We start from the raw sequence: 17659 nt of genomic DNA, 5'->3' as shown, positions 1-17659 counted from the left end.
CGACGCCGTGGGAAGCCGTGCGACAAGGAAAGCGGGGGCGGGAAATGAACGAGACCTTGGTGACCCTGGTGGGTAACGCCGCGACGGCGGTGGAGTTCCGGGAGACGGCCACCGGAGGAATGGCGCGATTCCGTTTCGCGGTGACTCCGCGGCGCTGGGATCGCGAGAAACAACTCTGGGCGGACGGTCGCACCAGCTTCTACACCGTCTGGTCCTGGCGGGCGCTCGCCGCCCATCTCGCCGCTTCCGTTTCGGTGGGGGAACCTCTGCTGGTGCACGGCCGGTTGAAGGTGCGCGAGGAGGAACAGGCCGGTCAGCGGCGTACGTTCGTCGACGTCGAGGCCATCGCCGTCGGCCACGACCTGAGCCGGGGCACGACCGCCTTCCGCCGGACGGCCCGACCGGAAAGCGATCTGACGGTGCGTCCGGAGCGAGTCACGGAGGGCGACGCGAAAGGTGCGTCGAAACAGCTGGAACACGCCGCCGCCCCGGCCGCGGTGTCTTGAAAAGGCTGTTCCGGGAGGGTGTCCGGGGATAACGATTCCGATTCGGAATGGTTGGTGGAGGGCGGTACGGGGGACGCACCTTCGCCCGTTCTTTAGGATTCCACTGCTCACGGGTCACTTGGGTCTGCTGGCGAGGCATTCCCCACACGCGCACCACGCGCCAGGGCCTCGCCCGGAGGGGAATTCTGTGTTTTCTGCGTCTTCAGGGTCCGCTGCGCCGTCCGGCACGACGGGGGCGTCCCCCGGACGCGGAATCCGCCGCCCGGCCGCCGCGCTGCTGCTCTCCGGCCTCGTCGCGGCGACCGTGCTCGTGGGCGCGGGGCCGGCGGCGGCGGACGACCCGGGCCGCCACCACGGCGGCGCGGCCGCGGTGCTCGACGGGCTGAAGACCTTCGACAGCGCCGTGCTCCGCGTCAAGGGGAGGAACGGCGCACCCGACCGGACCCAGGAGGTCCCCGCCGGGCTCTTCGAGATGACGGTGGACGGCGGCGGCAAGCTCAAGACCTACTGCATCGACCTCCACAACCCCACCCAGGACCAGGCGAAGTACCTGGAGACCCCCTGGGCCGAGACCTCGCTCAACAGCAACCGGGACGCGGGGAAGATCCGCTGGATCCTCCAGCACTCCTACCCGCGGGTCGACGACCTGGCCGCGCTCGCGAAGGCGGCGGGCACCGGTCCGCTGACCGAGCGGACCGCCGCCGCCGGGACCCAGGTCGCCATCTGGCGCTACTCGGACGGCGCCGACGTCACCGCGGCGGACAAGCAGGCGGAGAAGCTCGCCGACTGGCTGCACCGCAGCGCGCGCACGGTGAAGGAGCCCCGGCCCTCGCTGACCCTGGAACCGGCCGCCGTCTCGGGCCGGGCCGGCGAGCGGCTCGGCCCCGTGACCGTACGCACCGACGCGGACCAGGTCTCGGTGGCGCCCCCCGCCGGCGCGGCGGCCGGCGGAGTCCGGATCACCGACGAGAAGGGCGCCCCCGTCACCGACGCGACGGACGGGGACCGCCTCTACTTCGACGTGCCGAAGGGCGCCGGCGACGGCACCGCCTCCCTGGGCGTCCAGGCCACCACCTCCGTGCCGGTCGGCCGGGCCTTCGCCGGGGCCGGCCGCACCCAGACCCAGATCCTGGCCGGGTCCAGCGAATCCACTGTCTCCGCCCGCGCCACCGCCACCTGGGCCGAGACCGGCGCCGCTCCCGCGCTGACCGCCCGGAAGAACTGCGCCGAGGGCGGGGTGGACGTCACGGCCGCCAACCGGGGCGACGAGCCGTTCACCTTCGAGCTGGCCGGGGCCGAGCACACCGTCGCCGCCGGGGAGACCCGCACGGTGACGGTCCCGGTCGCCGAGGACCAGGCGTACGACGTCACCATCACCGGGGCCGCCGGGTTCAGCCGTACCTTCACCGGGGTGCTGGACTGCGCCACCAGCGGCAGCGTCCTGGAGGAGGAGGGCGAGGAGACGGCCGGCGCGGGCAACGACGTCGGTACTCAAAGCGCCCAGCGGTCCGTCCCCGCCACCACCGGCTCCGGCACGGCGGGGCTGGAGGGCGACCTCGCCGCGACCGGCGGTTCCAGTGCCACCTCGATGGTCGCGGCCGTCGCCATCGGCCTGCTCGTCGTGGGCGGCGGCGCGGTCTTCCTCCTCCGCAGGAAGCAGCCGCACACCGACGGTGAGTGAGCGTCCGGGCCCGGCCGCCCGCCGCCGCCCTGACACCGGCCCCCGGACGGGTTTCCGTCCGGGGGCCGGTGTCAGGCAAGATGGATGTATCTGCCCACACCTCTATTGCTGCCGGACGGTTTCTCTTGGCTGAGTACATCTACACCATGCGCAAGACGCGCAAAGCGCACGGCGACAAGGTGATTCTCGATGACGTCAATCTGAACTTCCTGCCCGGTGCGAAGATCGGTGTCGTGGGCCCCAACGGCGCCGGCAAGTCCACGGTGCTGAAGATCATGGCGGGCCTGGAGCAGCCGTCCAACGGCGACGCGTTCCTGTCGCCCGGCTTCACCGTCGGCATCCTCATGCAGGAGCCGAAGCTCGACGAGTCGAAGACCGTCCTGGAGAACGTCCAGGACGGCGCCGCCGAGATCATGGGCAAGCTCAAGCGCTTCAACGAGGTCGCCGAGCTGATGGCGACCGACTACTCCGACGCGCTGATGGAGGAGATGGGCAAGCTCCAGGAGGACCTGGACCACGCGAACGCGTGGGACCTGGACGCCCAGCTGGAGCAGGCCATGGACGCCCTGGGCTGCCCGCCCGGCGACTGGCCGGTCACCAACCTCTCCGGTGGCGAGAAGCGCCGCGTGGCGCTCTGCAAGCTCCTCATCGAGGCCCCGGACCTGCTCCTCCTCGACGAGCCCACCAACCACCTCGACGCCGAGTCGGTGAACTGGCTGGAGCAGCACCTCTCGAAGTACGCGGGCGCCGTCGTCGCGGTCACCCACGACCGGTACTTCCTGAACAACGTCGCCGAGTGGATCCTGGAGCTCGACCGCGGCCGCGCGATCCCCTACGAGGGCAACTACTCCACCTACCTCGACAAGAAGGCCGCCCGCCTCAAGGTCGAGGGCCGCAAGGACGAGAAGCGCCAGAAGCGCCTCAAGGAGGAGCTGGAGTGGGTGCGGTCGAACGCCAAGGGGCGCCAGACCAAGTCCAAGGCCCGTCTCGCCCGGTACGAGGAGATGGCGGCCGAGGCCGACAAGATGCGGAAGCTGGACTTCGAGGAGATCCAGATCCCGCCGGGCCCGCGCCTCGGTTCCATCGTCGTCGAGGTCGAGCACCTCTCGAAGGCCTTCGGCGACAAGGTCCTCATCGACGACCTGTCGTTCACGCTGCCCCGTAACGGCATCGTCGGCGTCATCGGTCCGAACGGCGCGGGCAAGACCACGCTGTTCAAGATGATCCAGGGCCTGGAGACGCCGGACAGCGGCTCGGTCAAGATCGGCGACACGGTCAAGATCTCCTACGTCGACCAGTCCCGCGCCAACATCGACCCGAAGAAGACCCTCTGGGCCGTCGTCTCGGACGAGCTGGACTACATCAACGTCGGCCAGGTCGAGATGCCGTCCCGCGCCTACGTCTCCGCGTTCGGCTTCAAGGGCCCGGACCAGCAGAAGCCGGCCGGAGTCCTCTCCGGTGGTGAGCGCAACCGCCTCAACCTGGCGCTGACGCTCAAGGAGGGCGGCAACCTGCTGCTCCTCGACGAGCCCACCAACGACCTCGACGTCGAGACCCTGTCCTCGCTGGAGAACGCCCTCCTGGAGTTCCCGGGCGCGGCGGTGGTCATCTCCCACGACCGCTGGTTCCTGGACCGGGTGGCCACGCACATCCTCGCCTACGAGGGCGACTCCAAGTGGTACTGGTTCGAGGGCAACTTCGAGTCGTACGAGAAGAACAAGGTCGAGCGGCTCGGCGCGGACGCGGCCCGTCCGCACCGCGCCACGTACAAGAAGCTCACGCGAGGCTGATCGTCTTGGCCCGTCACCTCTACAGCTGCCCCCTGCGCTGGTCGGACATGGACGCCTTCGGCCACGTCAACAACGTGGTCTTCCTCCGCTACCTGGAGGAGGCGCGCATCGACTTCATGTTCCGGCTGGCGCCCGGGGACGGTTCGCCGTCGTTCTCGGGCGGGTCCGTCGTGGCCCGTCACGAGATCGACTACGTACGGCCGCTGGTCCACCGGCACGAGCCGGTGACCGTCGAGTCCTGGGTCACCAAGATCGGTGCCGCGTCGCTGACGATCGCCTACGAGGTCAAGGACCCCGACCAGGTGTACGTACGCGCCTCGACCGTCGTCGTGCCCTACGACCTCGCGGCCGGGCGGCCCCGGCGGATCACCCCGGAGGAGAAGTTCTTCCTCCAGCAGTACCTGGCAGAAGAGCCCGCCGCGGCATGACCGTGCCCGTGCAGTCGCTGCGGTTCGCCGACGCGAGGGAGGCGGCGGATCTCGCCGCCTTCCTCGGCCGGCTGCTCCACTACGACCGGGCCGCGGCGGTCCGGTTGCAGGCGGGCGGCGGCGACGCGCTCGCCGTGTTCGGCCGCCCGCCCTCCTTCGAGGTCCTCGCCATCCGTACGGCCCGCCTGGCCGGCCCCGCGACGCTCGACGTCACGGTGTCGGCCGGCGAGCTGCTGGAATCCCTCGACGCCCCCGCCCCCGGTACGGAGGACGCCAGCGGTACGGGCGGTGCGCTGCCCGCTCCTGTCACCGGGCCGCCCTGGACCGGCGTCCTGCCGCCCCGGGGGCCCTGGCGGGAGGAGGCCGGGCTGCCCGGACCCGATGCCCTGCGCACCGCGCTCGGCCTGGCCGTCGCCGAATTCCGCACCCGGGACGAGGCGCTCCCCGACGAACTGCGCACCCGCGCCGAACGGGACCGCATGGGCCGCGAGATCTGGTCGCGACAGGTCGGCGCGACCGGGCTGCCCCTGCGCGCCGTGCACGCCGCGCAGTCCCTCGGCTTCCTCCGCCCCGACCCGGACTTCCCCGTCTCGCTGCTCTCGGCGGGCGGCTGGCTGCGGCTGCGGACGCCGTTCGGCTCGATCGCCCTGCGCCGCGACCCGGTCGGCGGCCTGGGCGGTCCCGGCGGGCTCGGCCTCTCGGTCGGACGCGGCTGAGGGCAGACCGGACGGCCGTGCGCGTCCGGGAGGCGGACCCGGCCGAGGCGGTCGGGCGCGGCGGCCGAGGCAGCCGGGCGTGCCCGGGGCAGTCGGCCCCGTCACTCCTCGGCCGAAGCCTCCTGCGCGGGCCCGTCCTGTGCGGGCCCGTCCGTCTTCTCCCGCGTTCCGTGCGCGTCCGGCCAGACGCCGATGTGGTCCTGCTCCAGCTCCAGCAGCACCCGGTGCTCCATGCCCAGCGCCCGCGTGTGGTCCGCGGGCAGTTGGAGCCGCCCCGCCCGGTCGAGCATCGCGTACTCCCGGGCCACCTGCGACTCCTGGCCCGTCGCCGCGTCCACCTCCGTGCGGCGCAGCACCTCGGAGGACGTACGGCCGTCGCGGATGGCGACCGTACGCCGCACCTCGTTCGCGACCGCCTGATCGTGGGTGACGATCACGATCGAGGTCCCCAACTCCTCGTTGGCCCGGCGGAACGCGGCGAAGACCTGCTCCCCGGTGGCCGAGTCCAGTTCCCCGGTCGGCTCGTCCGCCAGCAGCACGGACGGGGTGTTGGCCAGCGCCACCGCGATGGCCACCCGCTGCTGCTGGCCGCCGGACAGCTGCTGGGGGCGCCGGTCGCGGCACTGCTCGATGTCGAGCATGGTGAGCAGCGACTCGGCGCGGGCCGCCCGTTCGCGCTTGCCGATCCCGCCGCGCAACTGCATGGGCAGGGTGATGTTCTGGATCGCGGTGAGGTAGGGGAGCAGGTTGCGGGCGGTCTGCTGCCAGACGAACCCGACCACGTCCCGGCGGTAGCGCAGCCGCTCCTTCGGGCCCATCGACAGCAGGTCGCATCCCGCGACCTTCGCCGAACCGGCGGTCGGCACGTCCAGGCCCGCCAGGATGTTCATCAGCGTCGACTTCCCGCTGCCCGACGCCCCCACCAGGGCCATCAACTCGCCCTCCTGGACCAGCAGGTCGAGGCCCTGGAGCGCCTGCACCTCCACGCCGTCCGTGGTGAAGATCCGCACCACGCGGTCGCAGGCGATCAGCGCGTCGTGCCCGTAGGAGGGGCGGTCCCGGCGGGCCGCCGCCCGCCGCTCCAGCTCCGCCAGCGTCGTTCCGGCTGCTCCGGCTGCTCCGGCTGCTCCGGCTGCTTTGGCCGTTCCGGCCGTGCCCGCCGTCTCGGTGGACGAGGTCATCGGGAGTCTCCTGCCCTGAGTTCGGTGATCGATCCGCGGCGGCTCGCCCACCAGGCCTGCACACCCGCGACCGCCGCGGCGAGCGCCACCACCCCGGCGGCGGGCAGTCCCAGCGACCAGAGGTCGGCGCGCAGTGCGACGGGGCCCGTCTCCGATCCGGCGACGCCCGCGAGCGCCAGCGGCACCAGGTCGATGCCGGGGGAGAGCAGGGCTATGGTCGCCCAGCCGGTGAACAGGCCGCCGCCCGCCGCCAGCAGCGCCTGCGGTGTCGCCTCGAAGGCCAGCAGCCGCCTCCCCTGCGCGGTGGTGAGCCCCATCGTGCGCAGCCGTGCCAGCAGGGTCTTGCGCTCCGGCGCGGTCTGGAGCAGCGACAGCAGGACGGCCAGCAGTGCGTACCCGGCGCCCGCCGCGACGGCCGCGAGGTAGATCCGCTCGGCCCCCGCCTGCATCGGGGTGTCCACATACCTGGCGCGCTCCTCGGAACGCAGCTTCACGGCGTACTCCTCGCCGCTCTCCGCGACCGCCGCACGCAGCTTTCCGGCCTCCGGCGTCCCGGCGAGGAGCAGCGTGGTGGGCGCGCCCTGCTCCAGGGAGGCGGAGTTCACGATCAGGAAGTCGGTGGAGGGGACGGCCGCGGCGCGCTGCGTGGTCCCCACGACCCGTACCGCGAAGTTGCCGGACAGCGTCCTGATCGCGCGCGGCTCCTTGCCCAGCCGGGCCGCCACCCCCGGGGAGGCGATGACCGGCAGGACCTGTTCGGGCCCGCCCTCGCCCTCCTCGACCGGGCGGGCCGTGGCGCCGGTGAACCTCAGCCGGTCGGCCGGGAGGTCCGGGAGCCCCGCGACGCGGGCCGCCCGCGCGTACGAGAGGGGATCGACGCCCACCAGGGTCGCCGTCCTGGAGTCGGTGGCCGCCCCCGTGTCCGTACCGGAAACCGCACCGGCGCCCGCCTCCGTACCGTCGTCGTCGCTCTCGTCGGTGGCCCCGGCCCCGGTCCCGCCGGGAGCCGCCTCGGGCAGGACCACGCCGTACTCGATCCGTACCGGCGCCGCGTCCCGTACGCCCTCCAGCCGGCTCACCGTGCGGACCACCTCGTCGGGGAGCGTCGTGCGCTCGCTCCGGCCGCTGACCCGGGCGTCCGCCCCGACCGCCGCCAGCGCCGCGTCGTCCCGCGCGTCCCCGATACCGGCGATCACCGAACCGCCGAACGCCGCCGTGGCCAGCGCCAGCAGCAGGGCGAGCAGCGGCAGCGCCCCACCGGCCGAGGACCGCCCGGCGCGGGCCAGCGAGAGGAAGCCGATCGCCCCCCGCAGCCGGGCCACGGGGCGGGCGGCGAGCCGCAGGGGCAGCGGGTGGAGCCGCACCAGCACCAGCGCCGCGATCAGCGCGACCAGCACGGGCGCGGCGCTGACCAGCAGGTCGGCGCCGCCCTCGGCGGCCGTACCCCGTCGGCGCAGCGCCGTCACCGCGCCGGCGGCCAGCACGACCAGGGTCAGTTCGACGACGGTGCGGCGGCGCGACGGCCGCGCACTCACCATGTCCTCGCGCGGTGTGCCCAGGACGGGCCGGATGTGCTGGAGCGTCGTGCGCAGCGGCAGGGCGACGCACACCAGCAGCCCGACCCCGGCCGCGGCCAGCGCCCCCGGCCACCACCGGCCCTCGCCCACGAGCAGCGTCGCGAGCAGCAGACCGAGCGCGCTCGCGGGCAGGACGGTCACCGCGGTCTCCGCGAGCAGCCGGCCGCCGATGCCGCGCAGCGAGCCGCCGCGCGAGCGCATCAGCGCCAGTTCGGCGCGGCGGCGGCCGGCGATCAGGGCGCCCGTCATCAGCAGGACGACGGCGGCCACCGAGCCGATCCCGAGGGCGGCGACCGCGATGACGGGGCTGATCGCGTCGCGCATCCGCCCGTTGGCCTCCACGATGTGGCCGAGGCCGGTGGAGACCACCGCGGTGCCGCCGGCGATCTCGCGCACCTTCAGCAGCCCGGGGCCGCTCTCCAGCGAGGCGATGGCGGACGTCAGCCGCGCGCCGTCGGGGCCGGTCAGCCCGGCCGGGTCGGGCGGGATGCGCCAGTAGAGGACGGGCTCGGCGGCCGTGCTCAGGAGCGCGGGACCGGCGTCCTCGGCCAGCAGGACGGCGCCGGTCCAGTAGTGCTGCGGGAAGGGGCTCGCGGGGTCCATGACCAGGGACGGGGTGCGCAGCAGCGGATCGGCGGACCAGTAGCTTCCCCGCGGGTCGCGCGGAGCCACGATGCCGGTGATCGTCACGGTGATGGGTTCCTGGGCCGCGGTGAGCAGCGTGACGGTCGCGCCGACCTTCACCTTCAGCTCGGCCGCCGTCTCCTCGGTGACCGCGCCCTGCACCGCACGGGTGGCCGAGGTCACCTGCCGGGGAGTCGTCGGCCAGGCGCCCGAGGTCAGGGTGGCGTGCTCCTTCAGACCCGACTGCGCCGCGTACATGAGCCGCGGCGGCAACGCCTCCGGCCTGGGCAGCCAGGGCTCGTCCGCGACGGTCGGCTTCGTGGTGCGCACCCCGTACGCGACCGACGCGGTGTCGGCGCGCAGCGGCGCCGGCAGCGCCTTCAGGAGCCCCGCCCCGATCCGCGCCAGCACGGGGCTCCGCGTCTCGGCTTCCCGCTGCCCCTGCGGCAGTTCGAGACCGGGCTGCGGACGGGACACCTCCACGACGCTGCGGCTCGCGGCGGCCGTCAGGATGTCGTGGCGCAGCCCCTCCGTCTCGTACGCGTCCACGGCGCGCGGGAACGCCGCGGCGAGGAACGCCGTCACCAGCACCAGCACCGCCAGGGCCGACGCCGCACCGGGCGCGGTCCGCAGCCGGGTACGGATCCAGGGGGCCTCGGCGGCCCGCTTGTCGTCGCTCATATCAGTGGTCCCCCTGGTGGCGCAGCGTGACCGCCGGGTTCCCGCGGCGCAGCGCCATCGCCGCGACGATCACGAGCGGCAGGGCGGCGACCCCCGCCAGCAGTGCCGCGATCTGCCCGGCGGGCAGCTCGACCAGCACCGGTGGAACGGGCCGCCCGGCCTGTCCGGTCAACACGATGAGCGGGACGACGGCCCGGGTCAGCACCGTGCCGATGCCGAGCCCGATCAGCAGGGCGAGGACGATCAGCACACCCTGCTCGGCGGCGACCATGCGGGCCAGCCGGCGGCGCGGGGCGCCCAGTGCCCGCAACACGCCCAGCTCGGCCGACCGTTCGCGTCGGGAGCCCGAGGCGCTGACCGCGAAGCCGACCGCCGCCAGCGCGGCGGCGACCACCGCGACGGCCGACAGCGCCGACTGCGGCCCGGCCCCCAGCGGGTCGTCCACCAGCCGCTGGGCGGCCTCCGCGCGGACCAGGACCTGCGCCGGGTCGGTGTCCGGCAGGGCGCGCAGGGCGGCGGCCGTCTTCGCGGCGCCGCCGGGGGCGGCGCTCAGCCACCACTCGGACGCCTCGATCGTCGCGGTCGGCCGGAGGGCCAGGACCTGGGTGACGGCCTTGAGGTCCATCAGCAGCGCACCGCCGCCGCTCACCGGGTCCTCGGCCCCGGACGGCTCCACCGCCTCCGTGGTGGGCAGCCGCCGCACGGAGGCGGCCAGCTCCACCCGGACGGTGTTCCCGGCCAGGGTGACGTCGATCCCGTCGCCCAGCTTCGCGTTGGTGCTCTTCAGGTAGGCGTCCGTCGCCACCGCCTTGACGGACGTGGCCTTCGGCCGGGCGGCGGTGATCCGCAGGGTGCTGGTGACCGGCTCCCAGGACTCCTCGTCGCCCGCCCCGGTGCCGTACGTGAAGTCCGGCAGGTCCGACGCCCCGTTGCGCACCGGCGCTTCGCCGCGCCGGACCTCGCCCCCCTCGGTGAACGCCATGGACCCCTCCCAGCGCACCGGAGCGGACGCGGTGACCGGGCGTTCGGTGCCGGACGCGGTGACCACCCGCACGTCGCTCAGGGAGACCCGCTGCCGCCGTGCGCGGTCCCCCGGCGGCTGTCCGTCCACCTCGACGCCGGTCAGGGCCAGGCCGCCCGCCGCCGACACCGGTACGGACACCGCGACCGGACCGCCGTCCACGGGCACCGGACCGGCGAGGGCGCGGTAGGGGAGGCCGTAGCGGTCCTCCAGGAGCAGGGTGGCCACCGGCGGCTCCTCGTCCGGTCCCGGCGCGGCCCCCTTCGGCGCCACCGCGGTGATCCGCAGGTCCAGCTTCAGCCGGGTGCCGTCCTTGGGCAGGACGAGCCCGGGGCGCGGGGCGGGCCCGGGGGCGATGGTCTCGAACAGCCGGCGGGGGCTCTCCTCGGAGAGGTCGGAGCGCATCAGCATCCGCTCGTCCGCGTGGGCCGTGTCCAGGGCGAGGACCTCGGCCGTGCGCCCGCCGGAGACCTCCACGTCGGTCCGGAAGGCGGGAGCGGCCTGCCGCACCCCGGGCAGGGCGGTGTAGGCGCCGGCCGTCGCCGGTCCGCCCCCGGGCCCGCTCACCATCCGCACCGAGGCGCCGGAGGCGAAGTCGGCCTGGTCGGACTGCGAACGGTTCCACGAGGCGCTCTGCCCGATCGCCAGCATGCCCATCGCCACCGACAGGACCAGCAGCAGCACCGGGCCCGCGCCGCGCAGCGGGCGGCGGCTGAACTGCCAGCCCGCCAGGGCCGCCGGCAGCCCCCGGCCCCTGGCCGCCCACCGCTCGGCGAGCTTCGCGGCGGGCGGCAGCAGACGCAGGGTCAGGACCGTTCCGGCGAGCAGCGCCAGGGCCGGGGCGGCCACCAGCAGGGGGTCCACCCCGAGGTCGCCGTCCCGGTCGCCGGTGAGCGCCCCGCCGCCGGCCTGCCGGTCGAGCTGCCAGTACGCAACCGCCGCGATCAGGAGGAGCCCGACGTCCGCGCCCGCCCGCACCGGGCCGGGCAGCGAAGCGGCCCGGGTCCTGCGCCCGCCCGCCCCGGCCGCCAGCGACGGGGCCACCACGGCCAGCGCGCAGGCCAGCGCGACGCCCGCGGAGACCAGCCAGACGGTGGAGGCCGAGGACTCGCCGACCCGCAGTCCGATCCGGGACAGGGCGCTGCGGTCGGCCAGCAGCCCGGTCAACGGCCCCGCCAGCAGCGGCGCGACCACGGCGGCGGGCACGGCGAGCAGCAGCGCCTCCAGCGCGGCGAACGAGGTGATCCGGCCGCGGGAACCGCCCCGGGCCCGCAGCAGTTCGCGTTCGCCGTCGCGCTCGCTGTTCAGCAGCCGTGCCACCAGCAGCAGGGCGTACGCGGCGAGCAGCACCAACTGCACCGCCACGATCATCAAGGTGGAACGGGAGACCAGCAGGGCCCGGTCGAGCTGGTCGAGCACGGTCGGCAGCGCCGTACGCGCGGTGACGCCGGAGGAGAAGACCGGTGCGGCGGTCAGCGCCCCGGGGGCGGCGGCCGACGCCTCGCGCAGCCCCTCCATGGAGCCGGTGGTCAGCCCGGCGAAGTCGGCGGTGGCCAGCCACGCCGTGTTCCCGCCGCTGAGGGCGCCGGAGGCGAGGACCGAGGGGTCGGTGAGCAGCGGGCCGTACGTGGTGAACGCCAGCTTCCGCACCCCGCGTCCGCCGAGCGGATCGAGCTGCCAGTACGGATCGGACTGGTCGGCGGCCTCGTAGACGCCGGTGACCAGGACCTGCCGCTTCTCGTCGCGCAGCCGGTCGGTGACGGTGAACCGCTCGCCCGGCTTCAGCTTCAGCGCCTCGGCGGCGACGACGGGCAGGGCGACCCGGACGGGCCCGCCGTCTCCGGGGGCGGCCTCGGGAGCCCTGCCCTCGGTGATCCGCACCCGGGTGCGGTCGAGGGCGGCGAACTGGGTCAGGTCCGGCTCGCCGCGCCGGGCGGCCGGGTCCTGGAGGGTGCGCGGCAGGGCGTACGACCCCGAACTCTCCAGCTTCCCCACCGTCACGGGCAGTCCGTCGAAGGCGTTCCGGGAGACCGCGCGGACGGTCTCGTCGGCCTCGGCGCGCCGCTCGTGGCCCACGGAGGCGGTCACCACGAGGGAGGCGGAGGCGGCCGAGCCGTGGGTGAGCGTGTGGCGCAGGGCCGCGTCGCCCACGGAACCGGAGAACGCGGTGAGCGCGGCCAGGACGGACGTGGTCAGCAGGACGGCGAGGAGGGCCGCGGAGAGCAGCAGGCGATGAGCCCGCACCCGCAGAAGGACGAAACCCGTCACTTGCCCCCCAGCCCCGAAACACCGCATGCGCACGCCCCCCGGCGTACCGGTGATGCTTTCAGAGGCGACCGGGGTTCGGTAACCGCTTGCCGGTACACCTTGATGCGATCGTGATCGTTATGCGGAGACGGAACGCCGGATTCCGCAGCCGCCCGGAGCCGCCCGGTCACGGATCGTTCTCCCGTCACGCTCAGGTGGGGCGGAGGGGCCGGAGCGTGATCGGCCGGCATCGACGCCGGGACGGACTGACCGCGGCGCACCGTCGCCCGGTCCGGGCGGCCGCAGGGCGGCGCCGTCCGGTCCGGTCGATCGGGGCGCGGCGCATCCGTCGGCGGCGGCCGGTCAGCGGTGCCGAGGGGCCGGCGGGCGGTCGGCGGCGCCGCTCAGTCGGCAGTGTTGATCATCGAGGCGGCGGCGTACGTCATGTAGTCCCACAACTGCCGCTCGTGCTCCGGCGCGAGCTCCAACTCGTCCAGCGCCGCCCGCATGTGGGTGAGCCAGGCGTCATGGGCCGCCCGGTCCACCCGGAACGGCGCGTGTCGCATCCGCAGCCGGGGGTGGCCCCGGTGGTCGCTGTAGGTGCGCGGACCGCCCCAGTACTGCATCAGGAACAGCGCGAACCGCTCCTCGGCCGGGCCCAGGTCCTCCTCCGGGTACATCGGCCGCAGCAGCTCGTCGCCCGCCACGCCCTGGTAGAAGCGGTGGACCAGGCGCCGGAAGGTCGCCTCGCCGCCGACCTGCTCGTAGAAGGTCTGCTCCTGAAGCGTGTCGCGCGGAATCTCAGTCACCCGTCCATGGTCGCAGACGTCCCGGCCGAGGACGGGGGTCCTAGGACCAAGGGCGGGCGGACCGGGCGGGCACCGGCCCGGTCCGCGGACACCGGTCCGGTCCGCGCTCGCCGCGCTGTTCGCCGTCCGCCGCGCACCGCTCGCCCGCACGGCTCCGGCGCAGGACAGTGGAGGTATGGGCGCACACCGGTACGGATCCACCCCGCCCCCCTCCGGCGACGCCGAGGCCGACGCGGCGCGGGCGGCCCTGGTACGGGAGATCGCCGCACAGGGCGCGTTCACCGACCCCGCCTGGCGCACCGCCTTCGCGGAGGTCCCCCGCCATCTGTTCGTGCCGTTCTTCTACGTGCACGGGATCCGGGGTTACGAACGCCTCTGGGGCGAGGACCCCGACCCCGAACGCCGCTCCCGCTGGCTGCGCGGGGTGTACGCGGACGGGGCGCTGGCCACCCGCCTCAAGGACGGCGAACTCGTCTCGTCCTCCAGCCAGCCGTCCCTGATGGCCCTGATGCTCGACGCCCTCGACGTGGCGGACGGACACACCGTCCTGGAGATCGGAACCGGCCCCGGCTACAACGCGGGCCTGCTCTCCCACCGGCTCGGCGAACAGGCGGTGACCACCGTCGATCTGGACCCGGAGATCACGGACGCGGCACGCGGCCACCTCGCCGCGGCCGGCTTCCACCCCGCAGTGGTCACCGGCGACGGCGCGCGGGGCTGCCCGGCACACGCTCCGTACGACCGGATCATCGCGACCTGCACCCTGCCGTCCCTGCCGTCGAGCTGGCCGGAACAGTGCCGTCCGGGGGCGCGGATCATCGCACCGCTCGCCACGGGGCTGGTCTCGCTCCGGGTCCGCGCGACGGCGCACGGCCCGCTCGCGGAGGGGCACTTCCTTCACACCCCGGCGTATTTCGTGCCCCTGCGCGGGGCGCACCCGGACGCCGGTCCCCTTCCGCGCCCCGGCGGGCTGCCGGGCCGGGTGGCGGGGGACGACCTGTTCCGGTTCCTGCTGACCCTGACGGCGGGCGCGCTCGATCCGCACGAGGTCCTCTCCCTCTGGGAACGCGAGGGGCGCCCGCAGCGGGAGAGGTACGGCATCACGGTCGCCCGGGGGCGGCAGTGGGCGTGGCTCGACGACCCGCAGGGCCCGTACACCTGGCCGCTCCCCGCCGCATGAGACGGCGCCCGCCCGGCCCCGGAGGGCAGGACGGGCGCCGTCGTCGGTCCCGGCGGAGCGGGGGCGCCGCTCAGTCCCGGCGGACCGTGATCGTCGTCCACGCCCCGACGTGCACCCGGTCGCCGTCCTGGAGCGGTACGGGGACGTAGGGCTGGATCGGGTCCTCGGAGCCGTTCAGCGTGGTGCCGTTGGTGGAGTTCTGGTCGACGACCGCCCAGCCGCCGTCCGGCTGCTGCACCAGCACCGCGTGCTGGTGCGAGACGCCCGGGTCCTCCGGAGGCACCGAGAGGTCGACGTCGGGGGACTCGCCGGTGCTCTGCCGCCGACGCCCGATGGTGATCTGGCCGCCGGTGAGCGGAAGGCGCTGCTCCGGGGAGTACGCGGGCAGGTTGAGCCCGCTGGCCTCGGGGCCGCTGCGCTGCATCATCGCCAGGAAGTACTCGCGGTCCGGAGCGATCACGGCCGTCCAGGAGGCGGGCTGCTGCGGGCCGCCCCGGCCGGGCTCCCCGGTGTGCTGCCGGCCGCCCTGGTCGTACCCCTGGTCCTGGCCGCCTTGGTCGTACCCCTGACCCTGACCGCCCTGGTCGTATCCCTGTTCGTATCCCTGGTCCTGGCCGCTCCGGCCGTGACCCGCATACCCCTGGTCCTGGCCACCGGGGCCCCGAGGGCTCTGGTCCTGTCCCACGCCCTGGTCCGGGCCCTGGTGGGAACCCGGCTGCTGGAAGTGCTGGGGCGGCTGCGGAGGCTGCGCCTGGGAGGGCGGCGGCAGCATCCAGTCGTCCTCACCGGCCGGGCGCCCCGAGGAGCGCGGCGGCGCGGGCGGTCCCGAGTGCTGCTGCGGCGGGGCGAAGGGCGAGGACTGCTGGGGCTCGAACGGCGAGGGGGCCGGGGGCGCGGACCGCTGCTGCGGCTCGAACGGCGAGGGAGCCGACTGCTGCTGCGGCTCGAACGGCGCGGGGGCCGGCTGCTGCCGCGGAGGGCTGCCCTGCTGCTGGAACGAGGGGGGCGGGGGGCCCTGCCGGAACGCCTGCGGAGGAGGACCGCCCTGGCCGCCGTTCCCGTGCGGTCCGCCGTTCCCCCCGGGGGTCCCGTCCCCGTGCGGGCCGTTCCGCTCGGGGGCGAGCGGCTCGGCGGGACGGTTCATCTGCGAAGGGCGCGAGCCCTGGTAGTCGAACGGATCGTGCGCCTGGGGCGCGCCGGGGCCGCCCTGTGCGCCGGGGCCGGGCTGCCCACCGGGGCCACCGTGCCCACCGGGCCCGTGCTGTCCGCCCTGTCCGCCCTGACTCTGCGCCTGGAAGCCGGGCGGCAGATGGAGGCCGGGCGGCGGGCCGTCGGGCGTGCCGTGCTGCGGGGCGAGCGGGGTGTAGGAGGTCGCCTTGTTGGTGAGGAAGTTCCAGCGGCACTCCTCGCAGAACGGCGCCATCGCCTCACGCGGCGTGCGGCACTGCGGACACAGCTCCGCCTGCATCGTGGGCGGGCCGCCACCGGTACCGGAATCCGGCTGCGGGTAGCCGTAACCGGGCGCGGGCGGCGGAGGGGGCGGCGGGGGCACGGCGCCCGCGGGCGCACCGCCCGGGGTCATGCGGTGTCCGCAGACCTCGCACCAGTCCTCGGAACCCGACTGGTGTCCGTTCGGGCAGGTCGGCATGTCGGCGCTTCCCCCTCTCCTCTTCCGGCCCCGGGGGCCGTCCTTGCTGTCGATCGCGGCATCGTCGCTCAGCGAATACGTCGGGCTGTTCGGTTCTCACGGCCTGTGGTCATCGGATGACCGGGCCGTGTTGCTTCTTGACGCGAACGGTCTTGGTCGAGCGCGTTTCGAGAGTCATCTCGTCCGCTTCCGCGACCTTCGCCTTCAGTCGCACAGTACCGGTCGCGGCATCGACGACGTCGACCACCTTCGAGAGCAGCCGTGCGGTCTCCTGGTTCCCGGAGGCCGACGCCAGCTGCACCGCACGCCCCAGCTGGGCCGTCGCGCCGTCGAAATCACCCGACTTGCGTGCTTCCAGGCCCTGCTGGATGACCTGGGCCAGCTCCGCCTGGCCCGTGTAGTGCGCGACCTGCGGATTGATCGAGGTGGACGCCGCCATGTCGTCCGTCCACACGGCCCGTACGAGCCCCTGAGCCAGGGGCCGCGGAGCGCCCGCGGGGTCGGGCAGGACCAGCGAGACCCGGGCCGCCAGCATCTCCTGGCCGATCCCGGCCTCCGGAACCCGCACGCACACGTGGTAGTCCCGTGACTCGTCCCCCCACGAACCGGTCGGGTAGTCCCCGGTCCGGGGGCCCGTCCCGGTGCGCCGCCCGGTCAGGTCCGCCACGGTCGGCGCGACCTGCTTCACGAATCGGATCTCCACCCCCACGGGCGTCCAGAGCCGCAGCGCCACGTCCGCGACCTCCTTGCCCATGGCGTTCTCCATCATCCGCCTGAAGTCCGCGGCCAGGCCCGAGGGGTCGGCGACGATGTCGGCCGTGCCGAGGAGGGCGGCGGCGACGCCGGCGACCTCCTTCACCTCCCAGTCGGTGCCCACCCCGCGGGCGTCGCAGGTGAACCGGCCCGCACAGGTTTCCAGAGCCGCCCGCAGGTCCTCGGGCGCCTCGTGCTCGTTGCGGCCGTCGGTCAGCAGGATGCCGTGCCGGATGTCCGCGTCGGCCGAGCCCAGCAGCCGGTCGGCCAGCTGCAGCCAGGTGCCGATGGCGGTGCCGCCGCCCGCGCGGAGCCTGCGCAGAGCCTCCTTGGCCGCGGCCTTCGTGTGCGCGTCGGCGACCGCGAGCCGGCCGTCGCCCGGGTAGACGTCCTTGGCCACGTGCGTCCCGGCGACCACCGCGAACAGGGTGCCATCGCGCAGGGTGTCGACGGCCGCGGCCGTCGCGTCGCGCGCGTGGCGCATCTTCGTCGGCGGGTAGTCCATCGAGCCCGAGCAGTCGACCATCAGCACGACGGCGGCGCCCGGCCCCCGCCTCGCCCCGTGCGCGGGCCCCGAGCCCGCCAGGGGTATCCCGCCGGTGGTGCCCCCGCCGGTCGATGTGACGGTCACGACGGCGTTGACCTCGCGTCCGCCCTCGGGCAGGAACGCGTTCTGGTAGACCTCGACGGAGAACTGCGGCACGTTCGACTTGGAGAAGTTGGCCATGGTCGGCTCCTAGGGCGTGTTTCGGAAGTAGCGCCGTCCGCCCGGAGGGCGGGTTCGGCGGCGTCCGGTGCGTGCGATCGCAAGGCGGAG

The 17659-nt window shown here is 74.4% G+C and carries 12 protein-coding genes; 6 read left to right on the top strand and 6 right to left on the bottom strand.

Translation table 11 applies throughout. From position 1 onward, the window contains the following. Positions 1–44: 44 nt before the first annotated feature. The 5 genes from AMK24_RS06985 to AMK24_RS06965 all read left to right on the top strand — a co-directional run bounded on the left by AMK24_RS06985 (position 45) and on the right by AMK24_RS06965 (position 5121). On the top strand, positions 45–506 hold the full coding sequence (locus tag AMK24_RS06985) for a single-stranded DNA-binding protein (protein WP_073766150.1): 462 nt from the start codon (positions 45–47) through the stop codon (positions 504–506). A gap of 187 nt (positions 507–693) precedes the next feature. Beyond that, entirely contained in the window at positions 694–2187 is a 1494-nt protein-coding gene (locus AMK24_RS06980) for a Cys-Gln thioester bond-forming surface protein (RefSeq protein WP_073766148.1), read from the top strand. A gap of 125 nt (positions 2188–2312) precedes the next feature. Further along, the gene (ettA, locus tag AMK24_RS06975) at positions 2313–3977 is read left to right on the top strand and encodes an energy-dependent translational throttle protein EttA (protein WP_073766146.1); all 1665 of its coding nucleotides are present in this window, start codon (positions 2313–2315) and stop codon (positions 3975–3977) included. Positions 3978–3982: 5 nt separating this feature from the next. Next, a complete protein-coding gene (locus AMK24_RS06970) occupies positions 3983–4405 on the top strand; it encodes an acyl-CoA thioesterase (RefSeq protein ID WP_073766144.1) in 423 nt (140 codons plus the stop codon). Continuing rightward, entirely contained in the window at positions 4402–5121 is a 720-nt protein-coding gene (locus AMK24_RS06965) for a hypothetical protein (RefSeq protein WP_073766142.1), read from the top strand. The genes AMK24_RS06970 and AMK24_RS06965 overlap by 4 nt, the downstream gene beginning before the upstream one ends. 101 nt (positions 5122–5222) lie before the next feature. On the opposite strand, the gene AMK24_RS06960 is transcribed toward AMK24_RS06965, so the two are convergent. The 4 genes from AMK24_RS06960 to AMK24_RS06945 form a co-directional block, all read right to left on the bottom strand. Then, on the bottom strand, positions 5223–6302 hold the full coding sequence (locus tag AMK24_RS06960; protein ID WP_242434999.1) for an ABC transporter ATP-binding protein: 1080 nt from the start codon (positions 6300–6302) through the stop codon (positions 5223–5225). Further along, positions 6299–9184 carry a hypothetical protein gene (locus tag AMK24_RS06955; protein WP_073766140.1) on the bottom strand — a complete coding sequence of 962 codons (2886 nt, stop codon included), beginning with the start codon at positions 9182–9184 and terminating at the stop codon, positions 6299–6301. Before AMK24_RS06955 ends, AMK24_RS06960 begins: the two co-directional genes overlap by 4 nt. 1 nt (position 9185) lies before the next feature. Then, on the bottom strand, positions 9186–12473 hold the full coding sequence (locus AMK24_RS06950) for an ABC transporter permease (RefSeq protein WP_073766138.1): 3288 nt from the start codon (positions 12471–12473) through the stop codon (positions 9186–9188). Between the two features lie 383 nt (positions 12474–12856). After that, positions 12857–13261: a globin gene (locus AMK24_RS06945; protein WP_073766136.1), complete on the bottom strand. Its 405-nt coding sequence runs from the start codon at positions 13259–13261 to the stop codon at positions 12857–12859. A gap of 175 nt (positions 13262–13436) precedes the next feature. Between AMK24_RS06945 and AMK24_RS06940 the strand changes: the two genes are divergently transcribed. Next, positions 13437–14441 (top strand): methyltransferase domain-containing protein, encoded by a 1005-nt coding sequence (locus tag AMK24_RS06940; RefSeq protein WP_073766134.1) that lies wholly within the window; start codon positions 13437–13439, stop codon positions 14439–14441. Between the two features lie 70 nt (positions 14442–14511). On the opposite strand, the gene AMK24_RS06935 is transcribed toward AMK24_RS06940, so the two are convergent. Beyond that, the gene (locus tag AMK24_RS06935; RefSeq protein WP_073766132.1) at positions 14512–16089 is read right to left on the bottom strand and encodes an FHA domain-containing protein; all 1578 of its coding nucleotides are present in this window, start codon (positions 16087–16089) and stop codon (positions 14512–14514) included. Between the two features lie 109 nt (positions 16090–16198). Continuing rightward, positions 16199–17569, bottom strand: coding sequence for a vWA domain-containing protein (locus AMK24_RS06930; protein WP_073766130.1), 1371 nt, complete (start codon positions 17567–17569; stop codon positions 16199–16201). Positions 17570–17659 lie beyond the last annotated feature (90 nt).

Origin of the sequence: Streptomyces sp. CB02366 (assembly GCF_001905905.1) — a bacterium.
In the GTDB taxonomy this organism is placed as follows: domain Bacteria; phylum Actinomycetota; class Actinomycetes; order Streptomycetales; family Streptomycetaceae; genus Streptomyces.
The sequence above is the reverse complement of the archived record's forward strand: the minus strand, read 5'-3'. Positions and strand labels throughout refer to the sequence as shown.

Excerpts from the sequence above, each read along its gene's own strand:
- AMK24_RS06955 (WP_073766140.1), bottom strand. The coding sequence starts at position 9,184 with ATGAGCGACGACAAGCGGGCCGCCGAGGCCCCCTGGATCCGTACCCGG.
- AMK24_RS06985 (WP_073766150.1), top strand. The coding sequence starts at position 45 with ATGAACGAGACCTTGGTGACCCTGGTGGGTAACGCCGCGACGGCGGTG.
- AMK24_RS06935 (WP_073766132.1), bottom strand. The coding sequence starts at position 16,089 with ATGCCGACCTGCCCGAACGGACACCAGTCGGGTTCCGAGGACTGGTGC.
- AMK24_RS06965 (WP_073766142.1), top strand. The coding sequence starts at position 4,402 with ATGACCGTGCCCGTGCAGTCGCTGCGGTTCGCCGACGCGAGGGAGGCG.
- AMK24_RS06960 (WP_242434999.1), bottom strand. The coding sequence starts at position 6,302 with ATGACCTCGTCCACCGAGACGGCGGGCACGGCCGGAACGGCCAAAGCA.
- AMK24_RS06930 (WP_073766130.1), bottom strand. The coding sequence starts at position 17,569 with ATGGCCAACTTCTCCAAGTCGAACGTGCCGCAGTTCTCCGTCGAGGTC.
- AMK24_RS06940 (WP_073766134.1), top strand. The coding sequence starts at position 13,437 with ATGGGCGCACACCGGTACGGATCCACCCCGCCCCCCTCCGGCGACGCC.